We start from the raw sequence: 25431 nt of genomic DNA, 5'->3' as shown, positions 1-25431 counted from the left end.
TTCCGCCATCCCTTTGATTGGAGAGTGATAGCAAAATGGATGATTCTAAACGCATGGTTGATACCTATGAGGTAAAACACGTCATCCATGTCGGCGATAAAGAAATCCTCTTTCTGGTAGATGAAAAAATAACCTCCTGCCCGTATATTGTGTGCAACTGTTCCTGGGATAACCCTTTAGGCGTTGACCAATATAGTGATGCCATGGGAAGCGCGGACTATCTGGAAATAATGACGGAGTTTACCGAACGCGTAAGAAAACAGCTTGAAGCGGTTAATGCGGAACGGAACAAGATTACTGTGCCTTTACAGCCTTTTACTTTGAAGCATTGCATCCCAAGCGATTACAAAGAGAACATTGAAAACAAGGTGGTAATCATCCGCGCGGAATGCCTGCACCTCGAATACCGCATCACCGTTAAGCAACTTGTGCTGACCATAGGCGGTTTCGGCGCTCATGGCAATTCCAGGGGCCGGGCGGTCTATACCGTCAACCTCTATTCCGGCAAGGAATCACGCTGGAACCGGGAGGACATTTTGGGTACTCTCAAGCCGGAATATATGCCCAATTGGGCGAAAGAACGCCTGAAACAGATACAGGACGAGCGGCAGGCAAGGCATAAAAATCTGGAACAAGAGCGTTAGGGGGGTTGAGTTATGGAAAAAGAGATTAATGCCGGGTATACCATCACCGACCGGCTAAGCGTGGGCAATGCTGAATTTGTCATCGGGCAGAGCGAAAGTGCTCCCGCCAAATTTGTAACCTGGAAGGTCAAAAAGGATGAAAAGGATTATTATTGGGGCCATTACAGCAATGACCCCCTGACGCCTCTTGAAGATTTGTGCAACCGCGCACTGGATGAAGTCCATCATTTGAAAAGCCTCCGGCAGAAACAAAACGGCGGCGAGAACCCGGCGAGGCAGAACGGGAAGAAAAAGTCTGTCCCGGAGCGTTAGAGGGTTACAGCAGGGCGACTATAACTTCTATGCTTACTGCTATAAAAAGGCAAAAGAACGGCTCACGATAAAGGTAAGGGCAAACAAATACAGCCCGCTCTCAAAAAGGAAAAACGAAGTCCGAAACGATAAAGGGCCTTGTTATTCGGAGCAAACAGGAAAGCTATCCACAACCAATCCTCATTTAAGGAGGGATAAACGTTGGTAACGAAATCGCAGTTAATTACAGAGTTATCGCAGACAACAGCCTGCAGCATCACAAGAAACTATGTCAACTGGACCTCCTTTCTGAAAACGGCTGCTTGGAACTATAAATACCCGTTTCAGGACCAGCTTTTGATTTATGCTCAGCGACCCGAAGCTACAGCCTGCGCTCCCATCGAAATATGGAATCAAAAATTGGGCCGTTGGATCAACCGCGGGGCAAAGGGCATTGCCCTCATCAATGATAGCGGGGACCGGCTGAGCCTGCACCATGTGTTCGACGTGTCGGACACAAACAGCCACTACAACCGCCCTGTCATACTCTGGGAAATGAAGGAACGGTATGCCGAAACTGTAACGGAAACGCTGGAGAATTCCTTTGGCGACCTGGATGATAAAAGCAACTTGCCCCCTGCCTTGCTTTCAGCCGCTCATAATGCGGTGGAGGACAATTTTACGGATTATCTGCCCGACTTGCTTTCCTTTCGGGAGAACAGCTTTTTGGAGGAGCTGGACGACCTCAATGTCGAAATCTATTTCAGAAACGCTTTAAAAAGCTCCGCGGCCTACATGCTCTTAGTCCGCTGCGGCTACAATGCCGATCAATACCTGACTTTAGAGGATTTTCAGGACGTTGCCAATTTCAATACGCTGGATACCGTTTCCCGCCTGGGAACCGCCACCAGCGATATTTCTGAAATGCTCCTGCGGGAAATCGAGACGACGGTCAAGGAACTGCAAATCGAGGAGAAAAAACAAAACCGCACCTTTGCAAAAAATCAGGATGTTCCGCACAATGAAAGCGTAAAGCAAGCTCAAAAGTCTGAAAGGATTGATGAATATGGAACTGACTTACACGTTGCACGGCGATTATCTGATACCCGACCTGACACTGCCGGAGGAAGCAACGCCCATAGGCAAGTATGGGATGTTGCGCAAAACATATCTGAAGAACCACAGGAAAGGGATGTACGCCAGCCTGATGCTGTCTGGCAAGCTGAACAGCCACCTGGCGGAGATCGACCGGACGGCGAAGGAGCACATCGAACAAATCATGGCGAAGCTCTTGCAGAGCAGTCCCGTGCCGGACAAAGCAACCGACCCGCTGGGCTGGACGGGACACATGAACAGCCTGCGGCATTCGGCGGAGGAAACAGTCCTAGCGGAGCTGATTTACAATTAGCATGGTATGACAGGGAAACGGAGGATAAAAGTCTTCCGTTTTTCCATTCTATGCCGCTTATTAATCAAATACTTCGCTCCACACCTCACTTGAAAGCGACAAAACAGGAAATTGTGGCTTTTTATACTGTCCATGAGGACAATAGCGAGCGTACTCAATACATTAAAAGCATCTTTAATAACGACTATACAGAGTTGGTTATCGGTGAAGATCAGTGTGTCGGGTACAAGACCTATCAAAATGTTCTTCATCTTTGGGAAAACAGTTACGCCTCAAGAACATCCCAAGGGTATTATGACTGGGGCGTCATTGCCGGACACTTCGGCAGCATGATATTGCTAAACGAATTCCTTGATCAACCGGCATTGCCCTCGGTGCCGCAGCAAATGACTCTGATCGAACAGGCGGAGGAAGAAAAATCCTCCGCTTTTTCTATTCCCCAGGAAGTTATTGATACGGTCTTACAGCAAGGAAGCGGTATCCAGGACGGCAAATACCGGATTTGTCTGCACTTTCAGCAGAATGTTTCTGCGAAAGAAACAATTGACTTCTTGAAAAAAGAATACGGCATAGGCGGGCGCGCACCTGTTCTGATCGGTTCCGATATTGACGAATGGCACGACGCCAAGGGCATCACCTTTACCAAAGGGAAGCACACCGAACCTGACATAAAAATAATTCTACCCTGGGCAAAGGTGCAAAAACGCCTTGGCGAACTGATTGCCGCCGACCGCTACTTAAACAGCAAGGAAAAGGAATACCTGCCTGTTTATGAGCAGCAGATGGAGGAACGCCGGCAACAGCTTGCCGAGCAAGCCTACGCCCGTGAAATCCTGAACCGGGAACCAACCCCCTTCAAAAAACCGGAGCCTCCGTCAAGGGAAAATGCCCATTACTCCTTCTCTCTTGGCGACACTGTGTATCTTGGCGCGGATGAATATGAGATTTTTTCCTTTGACGGAGGCAAGGTCATTCTTCGGGACATAAGCTTTCCGCTGTTCAGCAAAGAGCTGGCACGGGATGACTTTGACCGGATGCTGCGGGAAAATCCCTTAAACGACCATCTTATTGCACACGAGAGGGCACCGGAGCAACCAGCCGAAGAAAAAACGGAATCCGCACCTCCCCGTGTGCTGTACCAGGCGTATCTGCCTCAAATCGTCAATAAGATACGAACTGACCAGATCTACCCATACCTCCGGGACAGGGATACCGACCCGGACAGCGCCGAACGGGAGTTAGGCGAGGCCATCGACCGCATTGTCCTTTCCATGCGGGAGGAACACCCGGCTTTTTATGAAGCCTATACCACCCTGCCCCAGTTTAAGGAATGGCTTGCCGAGGATGTATTCCAGCGAACTTATGAAGATTATCTAACAGAAAAAAGGGACAGCGTTACCCTTCATCATGCCGACGACCCCGACGCCCCTGCCTGGGTGCGGGCAACCGGCGATCCGGCCATTACCCACGAAGGCGGTACTGTCACCATTGACAGCGGCGGCGAGGGTGAAAAACTCAAGACGGGGTTGGATGAAGATCTTTCAGATGTTCAAGCCGGAGAAACGGAAAAGCAACCGCCCGAAAAAGAATTGACTGTGGGTACGGAATTTGCCATTGAGGACCGGCACTATGCCATAGACAGCATTAATGAGGGAGCCGGAACGGTCAGCCTGCGGGATATTACCTTCCAACAAAACACCGGCTTCCCCATTTTCCGCAGGGAGAGCATTGAGTTCGTCCGCGGCGTTTTGGAGCAGGCGAAAGAACCCGTGTGGCAAAAAACTCGGGATGGCCAAGTATCAAAAGTCGTCATTGACCTTAAGCAGAAAACGCCAAAACAACTACGCGTCGATTTCCGAATCATCGACGACAACCTGGGCGCTGGCGGCCAAAAAACCAAATATGGCTGGAATGTCGCCGCTATCCGGCTATTGAACGAACTGGAGGAACAAAACCGCCTTGCCACCCCGAAGGAACAGGAGATCCTTTCGAAATACGTCGGATGGGGCGGCATCCCGCAGGTGTTTGACGAGCAGAACAGCCAGTGGGCGAAGGAATACACCGAATTGAAGGAGCTGCTCACTGAGGAGGAATATACGTCCGCCCGGGCCTCCACCTTAAATGCCCATTATACCTCCCCCACCATCATCAAGGCCATGTATGCCTGTCTGGAAAACATGGGTTTTAAGACAGGCAATATTTTGGAGCCCGCCTGTGGTATCGGTAACTTTTTCGGCCTTGTACCGGAGAGCATGAAAAACTCCAAACTTTATGGCGTCGAACTGGACAGCATCACGGGGCGTATGGCCAAACAGCTTTACCAGCAAGCCAGTATCGCGGTGCAGGGCTTTGAGGAAACCAACCTGCCTGACAGCTTTTTCGACCTGGCTATAGGCAACGTGCCTTTCGGCAGCTACGGGGTGGCGGACAAAAAGTATGACAAGTACAAGTTTTACATCCACGATTATTTTTTTGCCAAAACTTTAGACAAGGTGCGGCCCGGAGGCATAATCGCCTTTATCTCTTCCAAAGGCACGATGGATAAGCAGAACCCCGAAGTGCGCAGGTACATCGCCCAGCGGGCCGAACTATTGGGAGCCGTCCGGCTTCCCAACAATGCTTTCCTTGCCAACGCCGGAACCGAGGTTACGACCGACATCCTTTTACTGCAAAAGCGCGACCGGGTTATCGACATTGAACCGGATTGGGTGCATCTTTCCATGACTGAGGATGGCGTGCCAATCAATCAGTATTTCGCCACCAACCTGGACATGGTGCTGGGCACGATGACCTTTAACGACCGGATGTACGGTAGCCAAAGCGAAACCACCTGTATCCCTTATGAGGGTGCCGACCTTACTGAGCTTTTGCGCGAGGGGCTGGAAAACATCCATGCGGAAATCACGGAATACGAACTTGATGATGTCACCGAACAAGCAGATACTTCCATCCCGGCAGATCCGAATGTGCGAAATTTCAGTTTTTGCCTGGTGGACGGCGAAATCTATTACCGCGAAAACAGCCGGATGAACAAAGTAGAAGTTTCCGTCACGGCGGCCAACCGAATGAAGGGCATGATCGTCATCCGGGACTGTGTCCGTGAACTCATCGAATACCAAACCGAGGATTACTCAGACGAAATTATCCGGGAACAGCAGCACAAGATGAACCGCCTGTATGACGACTTTGTCGTTAAGTATGGACTTTTGAACAGCCGCGGCAACAACATGGCCTTCTCCGACGACAGCTCCTACTGCCTGCTCTGCTCTCTGGAGATTCTGGACGAGAACGGCGAATTGGAGCGCAAGGCGGATATGTTCACCAGGCGCACCATCAAACAGCGCACCGTCGTCACTCATGTAGATACCGCCACCGAAGCCTTGGCCATTTCCATTGCGGAAAAAGCCTGCGTGGATATGGTTTTCATGCAAGGTCTCACAGGGCTTTCCGAGGAACAGCTTGTAAAAGACCTGAAAGGCGTCATCTTCCGCAGCCTTGGAGAACAAGACCCGGCGCATGTACCGAAAGATTTTTTTGATATATCCCGTTGCCCCTTTGTTACAGCCGACGAATATCTTTCCGGCAATGTCAGGAATAAGCTTCGCCTTACCAGAGGACTTGACCAGATACGGCCTGACCTTGCAGCGCAGATCGCCCCTAACATCACGGCGCTGGAAGCGGTACAGCCGAAAGATTTGGACGCCTCGGAAATTGATGTCCGGCTGGGCGCGACCTGGCTGCCTCCTGAGGTGGTCAAGGATTTCATTTTTGAACTTCTGGAAACCCCGCATATGTACAGACGCTATATCGACGTTTTTTATTCCTCCTATACCGCCAACTGGAATGTTAAGGGCAAAGGCGACGACCGCAGCGACAATATCAAAGCCAACGTCACCTACGGGACCAAACGCATCAATGCCTACAAAATTATTGAGGAAACCCTGAATCTCCGGGATGTGCGTATTTTCGACACGGTTTATGAGGACGGTGCTGAGAAGCGTGTACTGAACAAAAAAGAAACCGCCATCGCCCAGCAGAAACAGGAGGCTATCAAGGAAGCGTTCCAAAGCTGGATATGGAAAGACCCCCAGCGCCGAGAACAGCTGACAAGACTCTATAACGACCGTTTTAACTCCATCCGTCCCCGCGAGTATGACGGCAGCCATATCCGGTTTACCGGTATGAATCCGGAAATTGCTCTGCGTAAGCACCAGGTGGATGCGGTCGCTCACATCCTGTACGGCGGCAATACCTTGTTGGCACACTGTGTCGGCGCGGGCAAAACCTACGAGATGACGGCGGCTGCCATGGAAAGCAAGCATTTGGGGCTTTGCAACAAAAGCATGTTCGTCGTTCCCAACCACCTGACCGAGCAGTGGGCCGGGGAATTTTTACAGCTCTACCCGTCAGCCAACATCCTTGTAGCGACGAAAAAGGACTTTGAAACCAAAAACCGTAAGAAATTCTGCGCCAGAATCGCCACCGGCGACTACAACGCGGTAATTATCGGCCACAGCCAGTTTGAGAAAATTCCCATTTCCGCTGAGCGCCAAAAACGGCAGCTGCAGGAGCACATTGCGGAGATTACCAACGGGATCCAGGAACTTAAGGAGGAGCGGGGCGAGCGTTACGCCATCAAACAGCTTGAAAAGACAAAGAAAACCTTAAAGCTGAAGTTGGATAAACTCAATGACACCAGCCGCAAGGATGATGTCGTCACTTTTGAAGAATTAGGCGTTGACCGCTTATTTGTGGACGAGGCCGATTTTTACAAGAACCTGTTCTTATACACCAAAATGCGCAACGTGGCAGGCCTGTCCCAGACTGAGGCGCAGAAGTCCTCCGACATGTTTGCCAAGTGCCGTTACCTGGATGAGCTGACAGAGGGACGCGGCATCATCTTCGCCACAGGAACACCCATTTCCAACTCCATCGCCGAGATGTATACCATGCAGCGGTATCTCCAATACAAGGCTCTGCGCATAAACGGACTCCAGCATTTCGATTGTTGGGCATCTACCTTTGGGGAAACCGTTACCGCTATCGAACTTGCGCCGGAGGGAACGGCCTACCGGGCCAAAACTAGGTTCGCCCGCTTCTATAACCTGCCGGAACTGATGAACATGTTCAAGGAAATCGCTGACATCAAGACCGCGGATATGCTTAACCTTCCCACGCCGAAAGCCAACTACCATAATGTTGCGGTCAAGCCGAGCGAATTCCAGCAGGATATGGTAGCCGAGCTTGCGGAGCGCGCCGAACGGGTGCGCAATCGTATGGTAGAACCGAATGAGGACAACATGCTGAAAATAACCAACGATGGCCGCAAGCTGGCTCTTGACCAGCGGCTAGCCAACCCCATGCTTCCCGATCACGAGGACAGCAAGGTAAACGCCTGCGTTGAAAATGTGTTCCGTTTCTGGCGGGAAAACAGAGATAAGAAGCTCACTCAGCTTGTGTTCTGCGACCTTTCCACACCCAAAGGTGAAGGAAATTTCAACGTATACGATGATGTCAAGCAAAAGCTCGTTTCCCGCGGTGTTCCCGCCGATGAGCTTACTTTCATTCATAATGCCGACACGGAAACGAAGAAAAAAGAACTGTTTGCCAAGGTGCGCAAGGGACAGGTACGAATCCTGTTAGGCTCCACCTTTAAAATGGGGGCCGGGACCAATGTGCAGGATAAGCTCATTGCCCTTCATGACCTTGACTGCCCTTGGCGTCCCCGTGATCTGGAACAGCGAAGCGGCAGGATTGTCCGCCAGGGAAACAAAAACGATGAGGTGCATATCTTCCGCTATGTGACGGAAAACACTTTCGACGCCTATCTCTATCAGGTTTTGGAGAATAAACAGCGGTTTATTTCCCAGATTATGACCAGCAAATCCCCCGTGCGAAGCGCCGAGGATATTGATGAAACGGCCCTTTCCTATGCCGAAGTCAAGGCACTGGCGACAGGTAACCCATTTATAAAAGAGAAGATGGATTTAGACATTCAGGTTTCCAAGCTGAAATTACTGAAAGCCAACCACTTAAGCCAGCGTTATGCTTTGGAGGACAGGTTGTTAAAGCACTACCCTCAGCAAATCAAAACCACCGAGGAACGAATTGCGGGGTATGAAAAAGACCTTGCCCTGTACAAGCGGCATAACGCATTGGAACACACCGAAGACAACACAGAAGAAAGCAAATTTGCAGGTATGATTGTGAAAGGTGTTTCCTACACTGAAAAGGCTAAAGCGGGCGCGGCTATCCTGGAAGCCTGCAAGCTAATGACTTCTCCAGAACCGCAGGAGATGGGCAGCTACATGGGTTTTCCGATGCTGTTTTCCTTTGACAACTTCAATAAGCAATATCAAATCACCCTGCAGGGCGCTCTAAGTCATACAGTATCACTGGGTACGGACATTTACGGGAATATTACCCGACTTAACAATGCCCTTGCTGAAATGCCCAAAAAACTGGAGTATTGCCGGGAGCAATTAAACACTCTTCGCCAGCAGATGGAAACGGCTAAAGAACAGATTGACATCCCCTTTGAAAAGGAACAGGAGCTGCAAACCAAGTCTGCGCGACTGGCAGAGCTGAACATTTTGCTCAACATGGATAAACATGAAAACGAGGTGATCGACTGCGAGCCTGACGAGGATATAGATGTTCCGGAAAAGAAAGCTGTGGGCTATGAAAGGTGAGGTGATAAAGAAATGCCTTATGTAACACCAGAGCAGATTGAACGGGCCAAGCAAATGGATCTGCTGACTTATTTGCAATATTACGAGCCGCATGAGCTGGTGCACTTTTCCGGCAACGTCTATACCACCCGCACTCATGACAGCCTGAAAATCAGTAACGGAAAATGGTGCTGGTGGTCGCGCAGCATCGGCGGGCGCTCTGCATTGGACTATCTCATCAAGGTTCGAGGTATGATGCTCCCTGAAGCAGTCCTTCAGATAGACGGACGGGCGGCTATCATGCCGCCAGTCCCGTCAAAAGCACAAGAACCCACCAACCAGAGAAACTTGCTTTTGCCGGAAAAAAACAAAAACAATAACTGTGTGATGGCTTATCTCTCCGGGCGCGGCATCCACAGGACTTTAATTGAATACAGCATCCGGACCGGACGGCTATACGAAAGCCGCGAACATCATAATGCGGTATTTGTCGGTTTTGACCGCCAGGGTGTTCCCAAATATGCCACGTTTCGGGGAACAACAGACAAGCGGTTTTTAGGGGAAGCCGAAGGAAGCGACAAGCATTTTTCCTTTTCGATTCCGGCACGGCAGGAAAGCCGTAAGCTCCATCTTTTTGAAAGTGTCATTGACCTCCTTTCCTACGGTACGCTGAAGCTACTTTCCGGCAGGGACTGGAGGAACGAAAACTATCTGTCCCTTGCGGGAATTTACAAGCCGAAAAAGATTATCGAAGAAAGCACTCCACCCGCCGCGCTCATGCAATACTTAAAAGACTTTCCGCAGATCAAGAAAATTGCGTTACACCTGGATAACGACACGGCGGGACGGCTGGCGGCAAAGACCCTTCAATCCATCCTCCCCCCTGCTTACGCCATTTCCGACGAACCGCCGAAGCACGGGAAAGATATGAATGCTTATCTGAAAAATGTATTGGAAAAACGACATAGACAGGAGCGATAACTATTTTATTATTTGCCTGTTATCACTTATAAAACAACGATAACAAGCCAAAACAAATATATTTTTATAAATTCATATGGTTATAACCCTAAAAGATTCATGTATATTCGCCTTGTTTTGTGGTATAATACAAATAAGGCGGTGGTTATCATGATCCAACGAGATTTATATATGAAGCAAATCAGGCCGTTTATCGGCAAACCGTTTGTCAAGGTGCTTACAGGCATCAGGCGCTGCGGTAAATCCTCCATTCTGATGATGTTGCGGGATGAGATTCAGAGCAGCGGCGTTGCACCGGAAAACATCCTGTATATCAATTTTGAAAATCTTGATTTTTCCGACTTGAATACGGCGGAGAAACTGCACAATTATCTTAAAGAACGTATGACCGGTGAAGGCCGATATTATATCCTTTTAGATGAGATCCAAGAAGTCAAGCGCTGGGAGAAAGCGGTCAACTCTCTGCTGGCAGGCGCCAACTCCGACTTGTATATCACAGGCTCAAATTCGCGCCTACTGTCATCCGAACTTGCGACCTACATCGCAGGCCGTTATATCGAGATTAAAATCAACACTCTCTCTTTCAGGGAATATCTGCTGTTTAAAGAAGTACGTACGGGCGCGAAGCCGGTTAATATGCGGGTAGAAGTCAGGGACTATATCCGTCTTGGTGGGTTCCCTGCCGTCCACATCGGTGATTACGAAGAAGATACGGCTTACCGTATTGTAAACGACATCTATTCTTCGGCAATTCTCCGCGACACCGTACAGCGGCATAACATCCGCAATATCGAACTGTTGGAGCGGGTGGTCAAGTTTGTGTTTGACAACATCGGCAATACCTTTTCCGCAAAAAATGTAGCCGACTATTTTAAGAGCCAGCAACGCAAGATTGACTTAAATACCGTCTACAACTATTTAAGCGCCCTCGAAAGCGCCTATATAATCAGAAAGATTCCCCGTTATGACATCAAGGGCAAAGAGATTCTACAAACCAACGAAAAATATTATATCGGGGATCAGTCCTTGGCCTATGCAGTCATGGGCTACAAAGACAGGCTGATTGCCGGGATACTGGAAAACATTGTTATGCTGGAGCTTGAGCGAAGGGGCTACCGTGTTTTTGTAGGAAAGCTCGATACTAAAGAGGTTGATTTCATTGCCGAGAGAAAAAATGAAAAAGTTTACGTTCAAGTATCCTACACACCCGCTGTCGCCCAGGAAACCATTAACCGCGAGTTTGCGCCGCTGCTGGCCATCAAAGACCATTATCCGAAGTACGTCGTTACGATGGATGATTTTTGGAATGACAACGTGGAGGGCGTTAAGCACAAGCATCTTGCGGAATTCCTGTTGATGGACGTGTATTAAGTACACAAGCATAACCTTAAAAATAAGACAATTACGTTTACAAATACCTGATTGACAAATATGTTAACCAGGTTTTTATTTCCTTCTTATAATTAGTATTTGCAATAAATATTTTGGTTTTGCGAGTGCGAACGATGACTGGCAGACTTTTCTTTTCGGCAGGTATCTATTGAGACCAATCGTGACTTTTTTACAACACAAGACTGATGTCTTGTGTTGCAGCAAGCACTGAATTTGGCTAGCCAAATTCGCTTGTTAGGGGGATGCCCCCCTAAAACCCCAAAAAATACAGGTCTCATAGGTATTCCTATTCCGTCTTACTCCCGCTTTCATGTACCCATGCACTGAATCATGAATGATGTCACATCAAAGCGCTCGTGGGGACCGGTCCGCAGTACGCTGAGTGGTGACACTCCTCGTACCGCGGCCTTTTGATTATAAATGAATGCTTATTTTTAGGCGATGCCATTGGCTCCGCCTTTATGTATTTTTATAAGTAATAAGAAAGGGAGGAAAATGAATGGGAAATTATGACACTATAGACCAATGGCGTAATGAATACTACTACAAATTGCGGGACTGTAAAAAAGCCATGATGGAGGACTGCGCCTTATCGCAGGCGTACAACAGCAACACATTAAAGAAGTTTATGGAACAGCTTATTGGGACGCATGGCTTGGAGAATGTGTCCCTTTTGCTGTCCAACACTATCCGGGAAGCTCCTTGGGACAAACGTTACTCCAGTAAAGTCAAAGCTTGGGCGAACCGCTATCCGGAAATCCAACCGGCATCTGCGGAAGAAAAAGAGCCTCTGCGTATTTTCGCCCTAAACTTATATGAACATCCCGCCATCCTCAATCAGGCTGCGCGGATTGCCATGCAAAAGGAAAAGGAACTCTCCCAGTCTAAGCCTAAGGAGCAGGCGCGATGAGAAAACGCAATATTCCAATTCTTGTGCGACTGGACACCAAAGAACGGCAGAACCTTGCCAAGCAGGTAAAGAAATCGGGTCTGTCCCAGGAAACCTTTATCCGAACTCTCATTAACGGTTATGTACCCAAAGAACTTCCTCCACCCGATTACTACGCCATGATGCGCGAGCTTCGCGCCATTGGCGTCAACTTAAACCAAATCGCGGCCAAGGCCAATGCCACGGGGCACATTGACCGGACTCTATTCCAATATGAAGCCACCCGGCTGAGAAAGACCGTGCTGGACATCCAGGCGGCGGTCACGTCGCCGGAAAGGAGAAATGAAGATGGCGACCACAGCAATATGGGATGTAAAAGACCGCCTTGATCGGGTAATCAACTATGTCGTCAATCCCCAAAAAACAGAGAACCTCGATTTCTCAAATCCGGATTTCCAGGGGCTTCGCAACGTGCTGGAATATACCGTAAAGGACGATAAGACTGAAAAACAGTTTTACGTAACCGGCATCAATTGTGATCCGGTTATTGCCTGTGAGCAAATGACCCGGACAAAGCTGCAATTCCAGAAAACCGACAGCATCCTTGCCTTCCACGGCTATCAATCCTTTATGCCGGGAGAAGCCACTCCCGAAGCTGCCCATGACATCGGCTTAAAGCTGGCAAAAGAACTTTGGGGTGACCGCTTTGAGGTGGTGGTTTCCACCCATATTGACAAACATCACCTTCATAATCATTTTGTTCTCAACTCCGTATCCTTCGCGGACGGCAAGCGGTACTACGACAACAACGCTACCTATGCCCTCATGCGGGAGACTTCCGACCGGCTGTGTCGGGAATACGCCCTGTCCGTCATCGAAAACCCGCAGTGGGGCAAATCCAAGCACCACGCCGAGTGGCAGTCCGAACAGGAAGGAAAACCCACCTGGCGGGGCCTCATCCGCAAGGATGTGGACAAATCCGTTGCCGCATCCATTACCTTCACGCAATTTATTGTCACCCTGCGTCAACAGGGCTACGTGGTAAAAACGGGTGTAAAATATATTGCGGTGCGTCCCCCGGGAAAAGAACGTTTTGTTCGGTTGAAAACTTTGGGCGACGATTATGCCGAGGAAGCTATTAAGCAGCGGATTCTTCGAAACCGCGCTCCGAAACGGCCACATTCATTTCCGGAGCTAAAGCGAAAACGTTATGCCATCCGGGGTAGTAAGAACTTGAAAACCACAAAAAAGCTTACCGGTATGCAGGCACTTTACCTTCACTACCTCTATAAAATGGGCATTTTGCCAAAAAAATCCGCGTCCAGCAAAAGGACGCATTTTTTATTGCGCGAGGATCTCCGGCACATGAAGGAACTTACCGCCCAAACAAAGCTACTCTGCGCCCGCCATATTTCGAGCAAAGAGCAGCTTCTCACTTATAAGCAGGGATTACAGCAGGAAATGACTACTTTGTTTGACTCCCGCAAAGCTCTTTACAACCGGATACGCCGGTGCAAGAACGATAAGCAAGTTTCGGCATACAAGGGGCAGATTGCCGGGCTTTCCCAACAAATCAGCCTGCTCCGTAAGGAAGTAAAGCTCTGTGCGGACATCCTGTCCCGTTCTGGGGAGATGCAGAAAAAGCTTTCCCGGATTAAGCAGGAGGAAATCCAGCAAAGGAAGGAGGAAAAGACATATGAACAACGGAGCCGACGCAGCGGATCAGATCGTCAATATGACCTTTAAAGGAATTGAGGTACTAGCCAGAATCTCCGGCGAGGGCGCGAAAAACCTTGCCACCTACCTGTACGCTGTGTTGAAAGATCAGAAGAAAACCAGAGGTAAAACCCGTCTTGAAACGCTTTTGCGCAGCGGCAAGGAACTGAAAGTCTTTACAGTCAGAAACGAGGACTTGCAGAAATTTACCCAGGAAGCCAGACGCTACGGCATTTTATACTGCGCCCTGCGGGACAAAAAGAATCTGGACGAGATGTGCGACATCATGGTACGGGCCGAAGACGCCTCCAAAATCAACCGCATCGTGGAACGTTTCAAGCTGGCTACCGTGGACACCGCAAGCATCAAAAGCGAGATCGAAAAATCCAGGGCGGCCAAGCAAAAGGAAATTGCACCGGATAAAAAAGGCCCGGACGAAAAAGCGCCTCCCATAATGGGAACGCCCGCCGAAAAAAGCACGGATGCTTTCCTGGACGAACTCATGGCAAAACCCACACAGCCGGAGCCTGCCACCAAACAGCCTGACAACCAAAACCCTACGACGGCGACGGCGGAGAAACCCCTTCCGTCCGAGCCTACCTCAGAGCACAGCGGGAAAACCGCCGAGGGTACAGTTGAGCCGGAACGGAAATCCGTCCGTCAGGAATTGAAGGAAATCCGGGAGGCTCAAAGGGAGCAGGCGGAAGCCAAGCACGAGCCTGCTAAAGAAATGCAGAAAACTACAAAACAGACAGCTAAATCAAACAGTCAGAAATCAAAGTCCAAATCCAAAAAACCAAAAGAGAGGTAAAACGCTATGAGCAGTTTCGATGATCTTTTCCGGCAGGAAAAAGAAGCACCTGCCCCCCGAAACGACCGACCTTTTGACAAAGAGACATGGAAGCAGCAGAAGCAGGAGCAACGGGAAATGGTATACTCACTGATCGACGACACAGCGAAAGCAGTGGCGCGGGAAAGCAGCAAGTTTCAAAGCTATCTGGATGTACAAAGCCGCTTTGACCGTTACAGCGTTTCCAACGCCCTCTTAATCCTTGCCCAAAAACCGAATGCTACCCGTATTGCGGATTTCGATACTTGGAAAGAGCAAGGCATCTATATCCGCAAAAAGGAAAGCGGTTTTTACATCCTGGAACCGGGTGAGGAATACCAGCGTGACGACGGCACCAGCGGCATTAGCTATAACCCCAAAAAGATGTTCGACATTTCCCAGACCGGGAAAGCCCTAAAACACGAGACTTCGGCCTATCCCGACGACCGCACCCGTATCAAGGCGCTGATGGATCACGCCCCTGTTCCTATTCGTATCAGTGATACGCTGCCGGAAGGCACAAACGCGCTGTATCAGCCGGACACGCGGGAAATTCAAATCCGGCGCGGCATGGACGCGGAAAATATTTTCCGCGCCCTATCCCAGGAACTGGCCCATGCCGAAATGGACAAAAGCGATGGAGATTATAGCCGTTCCGAGAATGGCTTCCATGCCTACTGCGCGTCATATATGCTATGCAAGCAATACGGTGCGGATACAAGCGGCTACCGTTTCGACCACGCTCCGGAAATGCTGGAAAGCATGAATCCGCAGGAGATTCGCGCCGAGCTTTCAACCATTCGAGAAACTGCCGGTGAAATTTCCGGCAGGATGAACCGGATGCTTGCACAGCAGCGGCAGGAAAAGAGACCGGAACGGGAACGTTAGGAGGAATTGCCTATGAAGGAAGAAGAAAGGGTGCTTACCCTGGACGACTACGAATACGGCGTTATGGTAAACGCCTTGAACGAACTCAGAAACGGCCTGATTGAAGAACAACGCCCCACCGATGCCGTAGACGAGCTGCTTCTCAAAACCATCGACGCCCCGACCAAAAAGCAGAAGCGCAGGAGTCACGATGAAGCGCGCTGAAATCGCAAGGAGCAACCTGATACTCTTTGCGGTTTTTTTAATCCCTGTGGTATGGGCGGCCTTGCTGACCGCCCCTTCCCTTTCCGGGCGCCTTCCTGAAATCCTTGCCAATCTCACGGTAGCGATAAACAATCCTTTTGATATTCGGTGGGTAAACGATTCGCTCAAGTGCATCCTGCTCTTTGTTGCCGCCTACGGCATGGGCACAGGGATTTACCTCTCCACCAAGCGCAATTACCGTAGACGAGAGGAGCACGGCAGCGCGAGCTGGGGAGGCGCGGCGACTGTCTGCAAGAAATACCGGGACAAAGAGCCTCAAAAAAACAAAATCCTGACGCAAAACGTTCGTATCGGCCTGGACGGCCATAAGCACAAACGGAATCTGAATGTCATGGTGGTGGGCGGCTCCGGCTCCGGCAAGACGAGATTTTACGCCAAACCCAACATTATGCAGGCCAATACCTCCTTCGTCGTCCTCGATCCCAAGGGGGAAATTTTGCGGGACACAGGAAACCTGCTGAAAGCAAAAGGTTATGAAATCAAGGTTCTGGATTTAATCAACATGCACCTATCCCATTGCTACAATCCTTTCGCCTACCTCAAGGACGACAAAGACGTGTTAAAGCTCGTCACCAACCTGATCCGCAACACTACGCCCAAAGGTTCCAACACTAACGACCCCTTTTGGGAACGCGCTGAAACCGCTTTGCTGGAGGCGTTAATCCTCTATCTTCTTTATGAAGCGCCGAAGGAAGAGCAGAATTTTCCGATGGTCATGGAGATGATCGCCGCCGCCGAGGTGCATGAGGACGACGAAAGCTACCAAAGTCCACTGGACGAGTTGTTTGAACGGCTTGCCATGCGAGAGCCAGAACATCTGGCGGTGAAGCAATACAATATCTTCAAGCTGGCGGCGGGCAAAACCGCCAAATCTATTCTCATCGGTTTGGGTGTCCGGCTGGAAAAGTTCAACCTGTCCACCCTTGCGGGAATCACTACGGTGGATGAAATGGAGCTGTCCTCAGTCGGGGAGAAAAAGACAGCGCTCTTTGCCGTGATACCCGACAACGATTCATCCTTTAATTTTATAGTCGGGATGCTTTACACCCAGCTATTCCAAAGCCTCATGTACCTTGCCGACTATAAGTACGGAGGCAGGTTGCCCGTTCATGTCCATTTTGTCATGGATGAATTTGCCAATGTCGCTCTGCCTGATGAGTTTGACAAGCTACTGTCCACCATACGTTCCAGGGAAATATCCGTGTCCATCATCCTACAAAACCTGGCACAGCTCAAAGCCTTGTTTAAAGATACCTGGGAATCTATTGTCGGCAACTGCGACGAATTTTTGTATTTGGGCGGCAATGAGCAGTCAACCCATAAGTATGTATCCGAGCTTTTAGGCAAAGAAACCATTGACATGAACACCTACGGTCAGAGCAAGGGCCGTAATGGAAGCTACTCCGTCAATTATCAGTTGTCAGGGCGCGAGCTTCTGACCCCCGACGAGGTGCGGATGCTGGACAACCGCTATGCCTTGCTCTTTATCCGCGGTGAACGAGCCATTATGGACGACAAGTATGATATCTTTAAACACTCCAATCTGAAACTGACTGTTGACGGCAGCGGCCAACCTTTCCGGCACGGCGGTACGGAAACTGCCCTGGACTGGAAAGCTATGGTTCTAAACGAAAACAGCGATTATGAGCTTCTCTCCGAGGAAGAACTCGAAACCCAGATGCAATCCTGAAAAACAATACATTGGAGGCATGATTCTATGAAAATGTCCAGGAAAATCAAAAGGACTATTGCAGTTTACTGCACACTGGTACTAATGCTTTCCTTCTTGGCCGCCCCTGCTTACGCGGCAGGCGATCCCCTCCAGGTGGTCAACAATCTGTCCGACTTCATCTTTGGACTGATCCGCGCCATTGGGATGATTCTCTTAGGCTTCGGCATTGTGCAAATCGGCCTTTCCCTTAAATCCCACGACCCTTCCCAGCGGGCCAACGGCTTCCTGACGCTGGCGGGCGGAGTGATTATTACCTTTGCCAAAGAGATCCTTACTCTGATTACAGGAGGTTGATCGCCATGTTTAATACATTTCCGATCAATGAAGAAATGCACATTCATTCACTGAACGGCGAACTGCGGAAAGCTACCATCCTCAAGAGGCTGGGTGACAACGATTATCTTGCCGAATATAACGGAGTCAAGTGCCATGCAATCTATAACCCGTTTGTCAATAAATTCTACGTGGATGACAAATATGGCGTCATCAAGGACAAAATGCCCAGCAGGGATGAACCATGCCGGTAACGATTACAAAGATAAGCCCACGTTTCGTACGCGGGCTTTGTCTCGGAAATGAGGTGAGTTTATTTGTCAAACGGCAACTGGGTCATCGACAATCTCAATAACGCCCTGGCAACCTGGAATGCAAAACTGGCGGAGATTTTGCAAATTATTACCCAATCGCCAACTGAATTTAAAGGCGGCGGTATTTGGAATGTTATCGTTAATATTCATGGCGCATTGCAGGCCGTTGGCATGGCCCTGTTGGTGTTGTTTTTTGTCATTGGCGTAGTGAAAACCTGCGGCAGCTTCGCCGAAGTCAAAAAGCCGGAACACGCTTTAAAGCTGTTCATCCGTTTTGCCCTGGCCAAAGGCGTCGTGACTTATGGACTGGACTTAATGATGGCGCTGTTCAATATCGTGCAGGGGATTATCTCCAGCATCATGAGCGCTGCAGGCTTTGGGACGACCACCCCGACCGTATTGCCTGACACCATTGTGCAGGCCATTGAGAATTGCGGTTTCTGGGCGAGTATTCCACTGTGGGCGGTGACGCTCATCGGCGGTTTATTTATTACGGTTCTGTCTTTTATTATGATCCTTACGGTGTACGCCCGCTTTTTTAAAATATTTTTATACACCGCCATTGCCCCTGTGCCTCTGGCCTCCTTCGCCGGAGAGCCGAGCCAAAGCATCGGCAAAGCCTTTTTGAAAGGCTACGCCGCCGTGTGTCTGGAAGGAGCCATTATCGTCCTGGCCTGCGTAATTTTTTCCGTCTTTGCGTCTTCCCCACCGGTGGTGGACACCGGTGCCAGCGCCGTCACAATGGTATGGTCCTATATCGGGGAGTCGATTTTCAATATGCTGGTGCTGGTCGGGGCCGTAAAAATGGCTGACCGGGTGGTGCGGGAAATGATGGGGTTGTAAATTTTATACTCTCAGGTGTTTATGTCCTCATAATATTGGTTTTCCTTCTGCTCCCGTCTGTGCCGGATTTTTCGGCGGATGGCCGCAACCCAACTCAGTGCCACAAGGCCAAGCAGGGCTAAAAAGATTAGAGTTGTCAGCATTTCATGTTCCTGTACAAAGTTGGGGAACAAAGCACCCACCAAAAGAACATAAAGCAACGGCACACCCAAGCGAAAAACCGACGCAATCTTAAAGATGAAGTTTAGAGCCAGCATCAGTAAAAATAAGAAAATGGATGTATACAACATAAACAAACCCTCCTTTCCTATCCTTTATTATCACGTATCAAGGAAGGAAATGGAAGGCTGCGCACGGACTATTTTAGCAGCGTACCCTTATTAATCACTCCCTCTTATCCCCAACAAATCTTCAATAGAAATATCCAATGCTTTCGCAATCGCAACGATCTCATAATCCTGAACAAGACGGTATTGCCCTTCAAGACGTGAAAGACTTGTCGCACTGATATCCAAGCCCACGGTTTGCAGTTTCGCCAAAAAATCTCTCTGCTTTATTTTCTTTGCTTGCCGAAGGGCAACAACCTTGGCTCCAATCATGTTTTTATTGCCGGGCTGGTTCTGCCGTGGTTTCATACCTTTGCACCTCACTATTCTTCTCAATTTTATTTGAGCGGACAATGGTTTTGATGCGATAATCGCAGTAAAATAAAAAAATAAGTCGCTATTCGCATTAAAAACCGAAAGGAGCCCTTCTAAAAGATGAGACAAGAAATCTGTTGTTTCATGGTACGCAAACACATCAATCTGCAGTATGAGGATGATGAAGAACACCATTGTCATCCGGCTTAAAATCAGACAAAGGAGATTAGAGAATGAAAAAGGGGTCTCTCTATGACGAGTTTGAAAGAGAGAAGAAAAAACTCAACAGACTTGGTAATAAAGCCTTGAAAAACGGTATTCGCCTTATACAGGATGAGGAATTTATGGAACAGAACCGTAAGGTTGACGAATTGGTGGTCAAGATCCAAATCGAAAAAGAAAAGCATAAAAAAAACCGGCAGGAACGGTAAAAAATTCTTGATGGCGCTTCGTTGAGGGGCGCTGTTTTTTTACGGAGGTGGATGCACTTTGGAAGTTAAAATCAACCGGGAAATCCGGGATTACACAGAAAGCTTGTTCTTTGGACTGTCCATGCGGCAGTTTGTTTTTTCTCTCCTAGCTATTGGCGTTGCCGTCGGCATCTACTTCGGCCTGCGGAATGTCTTAGGCACGGAAACAGTGAGCTGGGTGTGCATTTTGGGTGCGTTCCCCTTAGCCGCCATGGGGTTTATCCGCTATCACGGCATGACAGCGGAACAGTTTTTCTGGGCGTATCTCAAATCGGAGTTTATCCTGCCCAAAAAACTGATGTTTTATCCGACAAACGTGTATTACGAAGCGTTGAAGCAGACCGTTCAAAACAAGGAAAGGGAGGAATCAAAACGCTATGATTAAGACCCTGCAAAAAATCATGAAGCAGGATAAGGAAAAGTTTATTATCCCCAAAGGCGTCCAGCAGGTTATCCCGATTAAGGCTATTTGGTCTGACGGGATTTTTAAGGTGGGCAACAAATTTTCCAAGTCCTTTCGTTTTACAGATATTAATTACGCGGTGGCCTCCAAAGAAGACAAGGAAGCAATGTTTTTATCCTATTCAGAACTGCTCAATTCTTTGGACAGCGGAGCGACCACCAAAATCACCATCAACAACCGCCGCTTGAACAAAACGGATTTTGAAAGCTCTATCCTCATTTCACTCAAGGGAGACGGGCTGGACGATTACCGCGGGGAATACAACCGGATGCTTTTGGACAAGGCCACCGGTGCTAACGGGATTGTCCAGGATAAATTTGTGACCGTAGCGGTGCTGAAAAGGAATATCGAGGAAGCGCGGAACTACTTCTCTCGCATCGGAGCCGACCTGATCACCCACTTCTCCCACCTTGGCTCCAAGTGTGTGGAACTGGATGCCATTGACCGCCTGCGCATCCTGCATGATTTTTTCCGTCCCGGCGAAGAAACGGATTTCCGGTTCGATCTATCCGAAACAATGCAAAAGGGGCACGACTTCAAGGATTATATTTCTCCAGACACTTTTGAATTTGCAAAAGACCACTTCCGCATGGGAAACAAGTACGGGCGCGTCATTTTCTTAAGGGAATACGCCAGCTATATCAAAGACAGCATGGTGTCCGAACTCTGCGATTTGAACCGCAGCATGATGCTCTCTTTGGATATTATCCCCATCCCCACGGATGAAGCGGTACGGGAGGTGGAAAACAGACTGCTTGGGGTGGAAACCAACATCACAAACTGGCAGAGACGGCAAAACCAGAACAATAACTTTTCCGCCGTTGTGCCCTACGACATGGAACAGCAACGCAAAGAAAGTAAGGAATTCCTCGACGACCTGACAACCCGCGACCAGCGGATGATGTTTGCGGTGCTGACCATGGTGCATGTTGCGGACAGCAAGGAGCAGCTGGACAGCGATACCGAAACCCTTCTGACTACCGCACGGAAGCATCTTTGTCAGTTTTCCACCCTGACATTCCAGCAGATGGACGGACTTAACACGGCACTGCCTTTGGGCTTAAGAAAAATCGAGGCTATCCGGACGTTAACCACCGAGAGCACGGCGGTGTTTATTCCTTTCCGGGCGCAGGAAATTTCCCACAGCGGGGGCATCTATTATGGTCAAAATGTCATATCTAAAAACATGATAATCGCCAACCGTAAGCAGCTCCTAAACGGCAACAGCTTCATCCTGGGCGTATCTGGTTCCGGCAAGAGCTTTACAGCCAAGCGGGAGATTGTCAACCAGATCCTGTCCAGCGATGACGACATAATACTGATCGACCCGGAGCGAGAATATTCTTCCCTTGTCAAAGCCTTGAGCGGTGAGATCATTCATATTTCCGCAACCTCCCCGAACCATATTAATGCCATGGACATGAACCGCGATTACGGCGACGGGGCTAATCCGGTCATCCTAAAATCCGAATTTGTCCTTTCCTTATGTGAGCAGCTGATCGGCGGCCAAAACCTGGGGGCCAAACAGAAGTCCCTGATCGACCGCTGTACCGCGAGCGTGTACTGGAAGTATCTGCAAAGCAACTTTCAGGGGATAACGCCCACCTTGCAGGATTTTCATGCGGAGCTTTTAAAACAGGATGAACCGGAAGCGCAGGAAATTGCCTTAGCTATTGAGCTGTTCACCAGCGGCAGCCTGAACACTTTCGCCAAACCGACCAATGTGGACGTCAACAACCGCCTGATTTGCTACGACATTCTGGACTTGGGCAAGCAGCTTTTGCCCATCGGTATGCTGGTGGTGCTGGACAGCATCCTGAACCGGATTACCCGGAACCGGGCCAAGGGTAAAAATACTTTCATAATTATTGATGAAATTTACCTGATGTTTCAGCATGAGTATTCGGCCAATTTCCTTTTTACCCTATGGAAGCGCGTCCGGAAGTACGGGGCATTCTGCACAGGCATTACCCAAAATGTTGATGATTTGCTGCAGAGTCACACAGCCAGGACCATGCTGGCCAACAGTGAATTTATCGTCATGCTCAATCAGGCCAGCACCGACAGAATGGAGCTGGCCAGGCTTTTAAACATTTCTGACCTTCAGCTCAGCTACATCACCAACGTGGACGCGGGGAACGGGTTGATTAAGGTGGGAAGCTCCCTTGTCCCCTTTGCCGATCAATTTCCGCGCAACACCAGGCTCTATCGCCTGATGACCACAAAACCTGGTGAACAGGCTGAAATCTAATCCTATATGTTTATTGGGGAAAGCCGGTACGTAATGACGACTTTTTCATCATATTGAAGGAGGAAATTCAATGGAAAATATCCGGTTTGCAGGCAAAGAGCATGAGGCCTTTTATTTCAATATGCTCGATGCGGCAGGTAATACTGACGTGTATCACAGGGCATTTTTCTACACGATGGGGATAAGTAAGGAAACAAGGGACCATATCCGTTCCTTGTTTGATTTTAAAGAGAAGTGCCTTAAGCCGCAAAACCTTGGAGCCGCCTGGCAGACGGGAGGAACCATCCGTCTGTGCCGCTTGGCTTTTAACCTTTGGAACGGGTGGACTGAGGAGGAAAAAGAGAGGTACTCCACGCCGTATGAATTATTTGACTGCCGTTTTGCGCCGTACTTTTTCGAAGCTATCCGGCTGCGTTATCCCGAGTATTGCCGGAGTCCGGAGCGTCCTGCCCTGCAGCTCTCTGCAAAGGAACTGTAAACCGTTCAGATAGATTGAGTCCAATCGGGGAAGGCGATGAGGGTAATGAAAGAAATAAGGACAAAATCAACTCTTAAAGATATTAAGGTGTTGGATAAGGCTTCGGATGTATCTCATAGGATGAAAAACGCCTATATCCGTACAAAAGAGCAAGCGGAACAAAACGGACATAACAAAGACAGTAACTATGTGGACAATGCCGTGAGCAGAGTAAAAGACGGTTCGAAAACAGTCGGACGAAAAGCGGTAACTGCAGGAGAGCACAGCAAAAGAGCGGTGTGGAAAATCCGGGAATGGCGGTCAGGTGGAACGAGTACTTTCAACACTATTACTCGCGGGGACCAGTCGGGGCATACCTCCGAAACCGGAGCCGGAGTTCCAAGATCAAAACAGAGATATGTTCAGGGCAAAGCAACTTTAACGGCGAAGCAAGCGGCTGAAAGAAAAGCTGCACAGACCTTCCAAGATTCAGTTTTTCAGTCCGCAGAAAAAGCAGCATTGCCGGGCGGCAAAATTCACGGCCAAACAGGACGCAGGATCAAACAATCTGCCAGAGAGAGTAGTATAACCGTAAAGCAAGCGGCTAAAGGCACGGTAAAAACGGCGCAAAGAAGAGTTAAGACCATCGAACGCAGTGCTAAGACAACCATTAAGACCTCACGGTCAGCAACCCAAAACACCGTCAAAACCGCCAAAAAAATAGCACAGACAGCACGGAACGCAACAAGAACGGCGGCTGTCTCAGCAAAAACGGCGACAAAAGCAATGCTGGCCACTATTAAAACGATAAGTGCAGCATTGAAGAGCCTGATTGCGCTGATTGCCGCCGGAGGTTGGGCAGCGGTTGTTATCATCTTACTGGTATGCCTGGTAGGGCTTATGTCAGGGTCAGTATTCGGAGTTTTCTTTTCCAATGAAGACACCGGTAAGAATACGCCGGTTATGACGGAGGCCGTCAGCCGGTTAAACGGGGAATTCACGGCAAAAATCGAGCAAATAGAGAATGAAAATCCCCATGACACGCTGGATTTCTCCAATAACGGCAGCAGTACTATGGTCAGCAACTGGCGGGACATTCTGGCGGTGTACGCGGTGAAAGTGGCCGCCGATCCGGAGAACGGCACGGAAGTTGCCACTCTTGACGACACAAAAGTGGAAATCCTTCGAAACATATTTTGGGAAATGAATAAGATCAATTATTGGCTGGACACGATTGAGCACACGGATGGGAAAACGACCAGTACCGAGATTATATTGCATATTCATGTGATCTCGAAATCTTATTCGGATATGATCGCCCAATACAATTTCAATCAGCAAGAAGCGGAGATGTTAAATGAGTTGATGCAGGACAAATACAAGCAGCTATTTTTAAGGCTTATAGGTAGTTATACGGATATAACCCTTTCTCCGAAGGAAATTGCAGCTATTATGAACAACCTGCCGCCGGATTTGGACGAAAAGCGGAAAAAGGTTGTACTAGCCGCCTATTCCCTTGTCGGTAATGTAAATTACTTTTGGGGAGGTAAATCCACTGTTATCGGTTGGGACAGCCGATGGGGAATACCTACAGAAGTAACTGACGAGGGCAGTTCCACAACTGGAACAATACGGCCTTTCGGTCTGGATTGTTCCGGCTATGTGGCGTGGGTATTCGTCAATGCGGCAGGTAATACAGATGCTGCGAAAATAATTGGAACCGGTACTGCTAACCAATATGCCGCATGTGCGCCGTTAAACTGGGTCAGTGCTCAGCCCGGAGATTTGGCATTTTATTCCGACCTAAGCCATGTAGGCATTGTTGTGGGCAAGGAAAACGGAAATCTGCTGATTGCCAACTGTAACGCTGGCCAGAACAATGTAGCGATAACCGCTATATCCGGGTCCAGCCCGTCAAGCTATTATCTGATCGGCAGACCTAAGTTTTTTGAATAGCTTTACCCTTTATATAAATACACAGAAGTTATCTATGCTGTATATAGATAACTCCAAA

Annotated in this window: 23 protein-coding genes; 21 read left to right on the top strand and 2 right to left on the bottom strand. The window is 49.0% G+C overall.

What is annotated here, in order from left to right; translation table 11 throughout:
• The first annotated feature begins 35 nt into the window (after positions 1–35).
• The 16 genes from A7D23_RS12335 to A7D23_RS12265 all read left to right on the top strand — a co-directional run bounded on the left by A7D23_RS12335 (position 36) and on the right by A7D23_RS12265 (position 19135).
• Positions 36–644, top strand: coding sequence for a hypothetical protein (locus A7D23_RS12335; protein ID WP_068884015.1), 609 nt, complete (start codon positions 36–38; stop codon positions 642–644).
• Between the two features lie 12 nt (positions 645–656).
• Positions 657–956 carry a hypothetical protein gene (locus tag A7D23_RS12330; protein WP_068884014.1) on the top strand — a complete coding sequence of 100 codons (300 nt, stop codon included), beginning with the start codon at positions 657–659 and terminating at the stop codon, positions 954–956.
• 1039 nt (positions 957–1995) lie between these two features.
• Positions 1996–2343: a TnpV protein gene (locus tag A7D23_RS16445; protein ID WP_083221921.1), complete on the top strand. Its 348-nt coding sequence runs from the start codon at positions 1996–1998 to the stop codon at positions 2341–2343.
• A gap of 2156 nt (positions 2344–4499) precedes the next feature.
• A complete protein-coding gene (locus tag A7D23_RS16635) occupies positions 4500–9035 on the top strand; it encodes a DEAD/DEAH box helicase family protein (protein ID WP_348981001.1) in 4536 nt (1511 codons plus the stop codon).
• Positions 9036–9047: 12 nt separating this feature from the next.
• The gene (locus A7D23_RS12320) at positions 9048–9995 is read left to right on the top strand and encodes a DUF3991 and TOPRIM domain-containing protein (protein ID WP_068884010.1); all 948 of its coding nucleotides are present in this window, start codon (positions 9048–9050) and stop codon (positions 9993–9995) included.
• Between the two features lie 150 nt (positions 9996–10145).
• The gene (locus tag A7D23_RS12315) at positions 10146–11366 is read left to right on the top strand and encodes an ATP-binding protein (protein ID WP_068884008.1); all 1221 of its coding nucleotides are present in this window, start codon (positions 10146–10148) and stop codon (positions 11364–11366) included.
• Between the two features lie 520 nt (positions 11367–11886).
• The gene (locus A7D23_RS12310) at positions 11887–12297 is read left to right on the top strand and encodes a DUF3849 domain-containing protein (RefSeq protein ID WP_068884006.1); all 411 of its coding nucleotides are present in this window, start codon (positions 11887–11889) and stop codon (positions 12295–12297) included.
• Positions 12294–12665, top strand: a complete 372-nt coding sequence (gene mobC, locus A7D23_RS12305) for a plasmid mobilization relaxosome protein MobC (protein WP_015042132.1) — start codon at positions 12294–12296, stop codon at positions 12663–12665. Before A7D23_RS12310 ends, mobC begins: the two co-directional genes overlap by 4 nt.
• On the top strand, positions 12625–14022 hold the full coding sequence (locus tag A7D23_RS12300) for a relaxase/mobilization nuclease domain-containing protein (protein WP_068884004.1): 1398 nt from the start codon (positions 12625–12627) through the stop codon (positions 14020–14022). The genes mobC and A7D23_RS12300 overlap by 41 nt, the downstream gene beginning before the upstream one ends.
• Positions 13973–14803: a PcfB family protein gene (locus tag A7D23_RS12295; protein WP_068884002.1), complete on the top strand. Its 831-nt coding sequence runs from the start codon at positions 13973–13975 to the stop codon at positions 14801–14803. Before A7D23_RS12300 ends, A7D23_RS12295 begins: the two co-directional genes overlap by 50 nt.
• Positions 14804–14809: 6 nt before the next feature.
• On the top strand, positions 14810–15709 hold the full coding sequence (locus tag A7D23_RS12290) for an ArdC-like ssDNA-binding domain-containing protein (RefSeq protein ID WP_068884000.1): 900 nt from the start codon (positions 14810–14812) through the stop codon (positions 15707–15709).
• Between the two features lie 12 nt (positions 15710–15721).
• Positions 15722–15913 carry a hypothetical protein gene (locus A7D23_RS12285; RefSeq protein WP_025204915.1) on the top strand — a complete coding sequence of 64 codons (192 nt, stop codon included), beginning with the start codon at positions 15722–15724 and terminating at the stop codon, positions 15911–15913.
• Entirely contained in the window at positions 15900–17663 is a 1764-nt protein-coding gene (locus A7D23_RS12280; RefSeq protein ID WP_068883998.1) for a VirD4-like conjugal transfer protein, CD1115 family, read from the top strand. The genes A7D23_RS12285 and A7D23_RS12280 overlap by 14 nt, the downstream gene beginning before the upstream one ends.
• Positions 17664–17690: 27 nt before the next feature.
• Positions 17691–17999: a TrbC/VirB2 family protein gene (locus tag A7D23_RS12275; RefSeq protein WP_025204913.1), complete on the top strand. Its 309-nt coding sequence runs from the start codon at positions 17691–17693 to the stop codon at positions 17997–17999.
• Positions 18000–18004: 5 nt separating this feature from the next.
• Positions 18005–18232, top strand: coding sequence for a hypothetical protein (locus A7D23_RS12270; protein WP_068883996.1), 228 nt, complete (start codon positions 18005–18007; stop codon positions 18230–18232).
• 63 nt (positions 18233–18295) lie between these two features.
• Positions 18296–19135, top strand: a complete 840-nt coding sequence (locus A7D23_RS12265) for a hypothetical protein (RefSeq protein ID WP_068883994.1) — start codon at positions 18296–18298, stop codon at positions 19133–19135.
• Positions 19136–19146: 11 nt separating this feature from the next.
• Here A7D23_RS12265 and A7D23_RS12260 read toward each other — a convergent pair whose 3' ends face one another.
• The gene (locus A7D23_RS12260) at positions 19147–19425 is read right to left on the bottom strand and encodes a hypothetical protein (RefSeq protein WP_015042123.1); all 279 of its coding nucleotides are present in this window, start codon (positions 19423–19425) and stop codon (positions 19147–19149) included.
• Positions 19426–19515: 90 nt separating this feature from the next.
• The gene (locus A7D23_RS12255; protein ID WP_068884117.1) at positions 19516–19770 is read right to left on the bottom strand and encodes a helix-turn-helix transcriptional regulator; all 255 of its coding nucleotides are present in this window, start codon (positions 19768–19770) and stop codon (positions 19516–19518) included.
• 239 nt (positions 19771–20009) lie between these two features.
• Between A7D23_RS12255 and A7D23_RS12250 the strand changes: the two genes are divergently transcribed.
• The 5 genes from A7D23_RS12250 to A7D23_RS12230 all read left to right on the top strand — a co-directional run bounded on the left by A7D23_RS12250 (position 20010) and on the right by A7D23_RS12230 (position 25373).
• Entirely contained in the window at positions 20010–20207 is a 198-nt protein-coding gene (locus A7D23_RS12250) for a hypothetical protein (RefSeq protein WP_068883993.1), read from the top strand.
• Positions 20208–20265: 58 nt separating this feature from the next.
• A complete protein-coding gene (locus tag A7D23_RS12245) occupies positions 20266–20631 on the top strand; it encodes a PrgI family protein (protein ID WP_068883991.1) in 366 nt (121 codons plus the stop codon).
• A complete protein-coding gene (locus A7D23_RS12240; protein ID WP_068883989.1) occupies positions 20624–22960 on the top strand; it encodes a VirB4-like conjugal transfer ATPase, CD1110 family in 2337 nt (778 codons plus the stop codon). Before A7D23_RS12245 ends, A7D23_RS12240 begins: the two co-directional genes overlap by 8 nt.
• A 70-nt stretch (positions 22961–23030) precedes the next feature.
• Positions 23031–23438: a DUF6075 family protein gene (locus tag A7D23_RS12235; protein WP_068883987.1), complete on the top strand. Its 408-nt coding sequence runs from the start codon at positions 23031–23033 to the stop codon at positions 23436–23438.
• A 45-nt stretch (positions 23439–23483) separates the two neighbouring features.
• Positions 23484–25373, top strand: coding sequence for an NlpC/P60 family protein (locus A7D23_RS12230; protein WP_068883985.1), 1890 nt, complete (start codon positions 23484–23486; stop codon positions 25371–25373).
• The last annotated feature ends 58 nt before the right edge of the window (positions 25374–25431 follow it).

This window comes from Dehalobacter sp. TeCB1 (assembly GCF_001707455.1).
In the GTDB taxonomy this organism is placed as follows: Bacteria; Bacillota; Desulfitobacteriia; order Desulfitobacteriales; family Syntrophobotulaceae; genus Dehalobacter; species Dehalobacter restrictus.
Note: the sequence above shows the minus strand (reverse complement) of the source record. Positions and strands in the feature narration are given on the sequence as shown.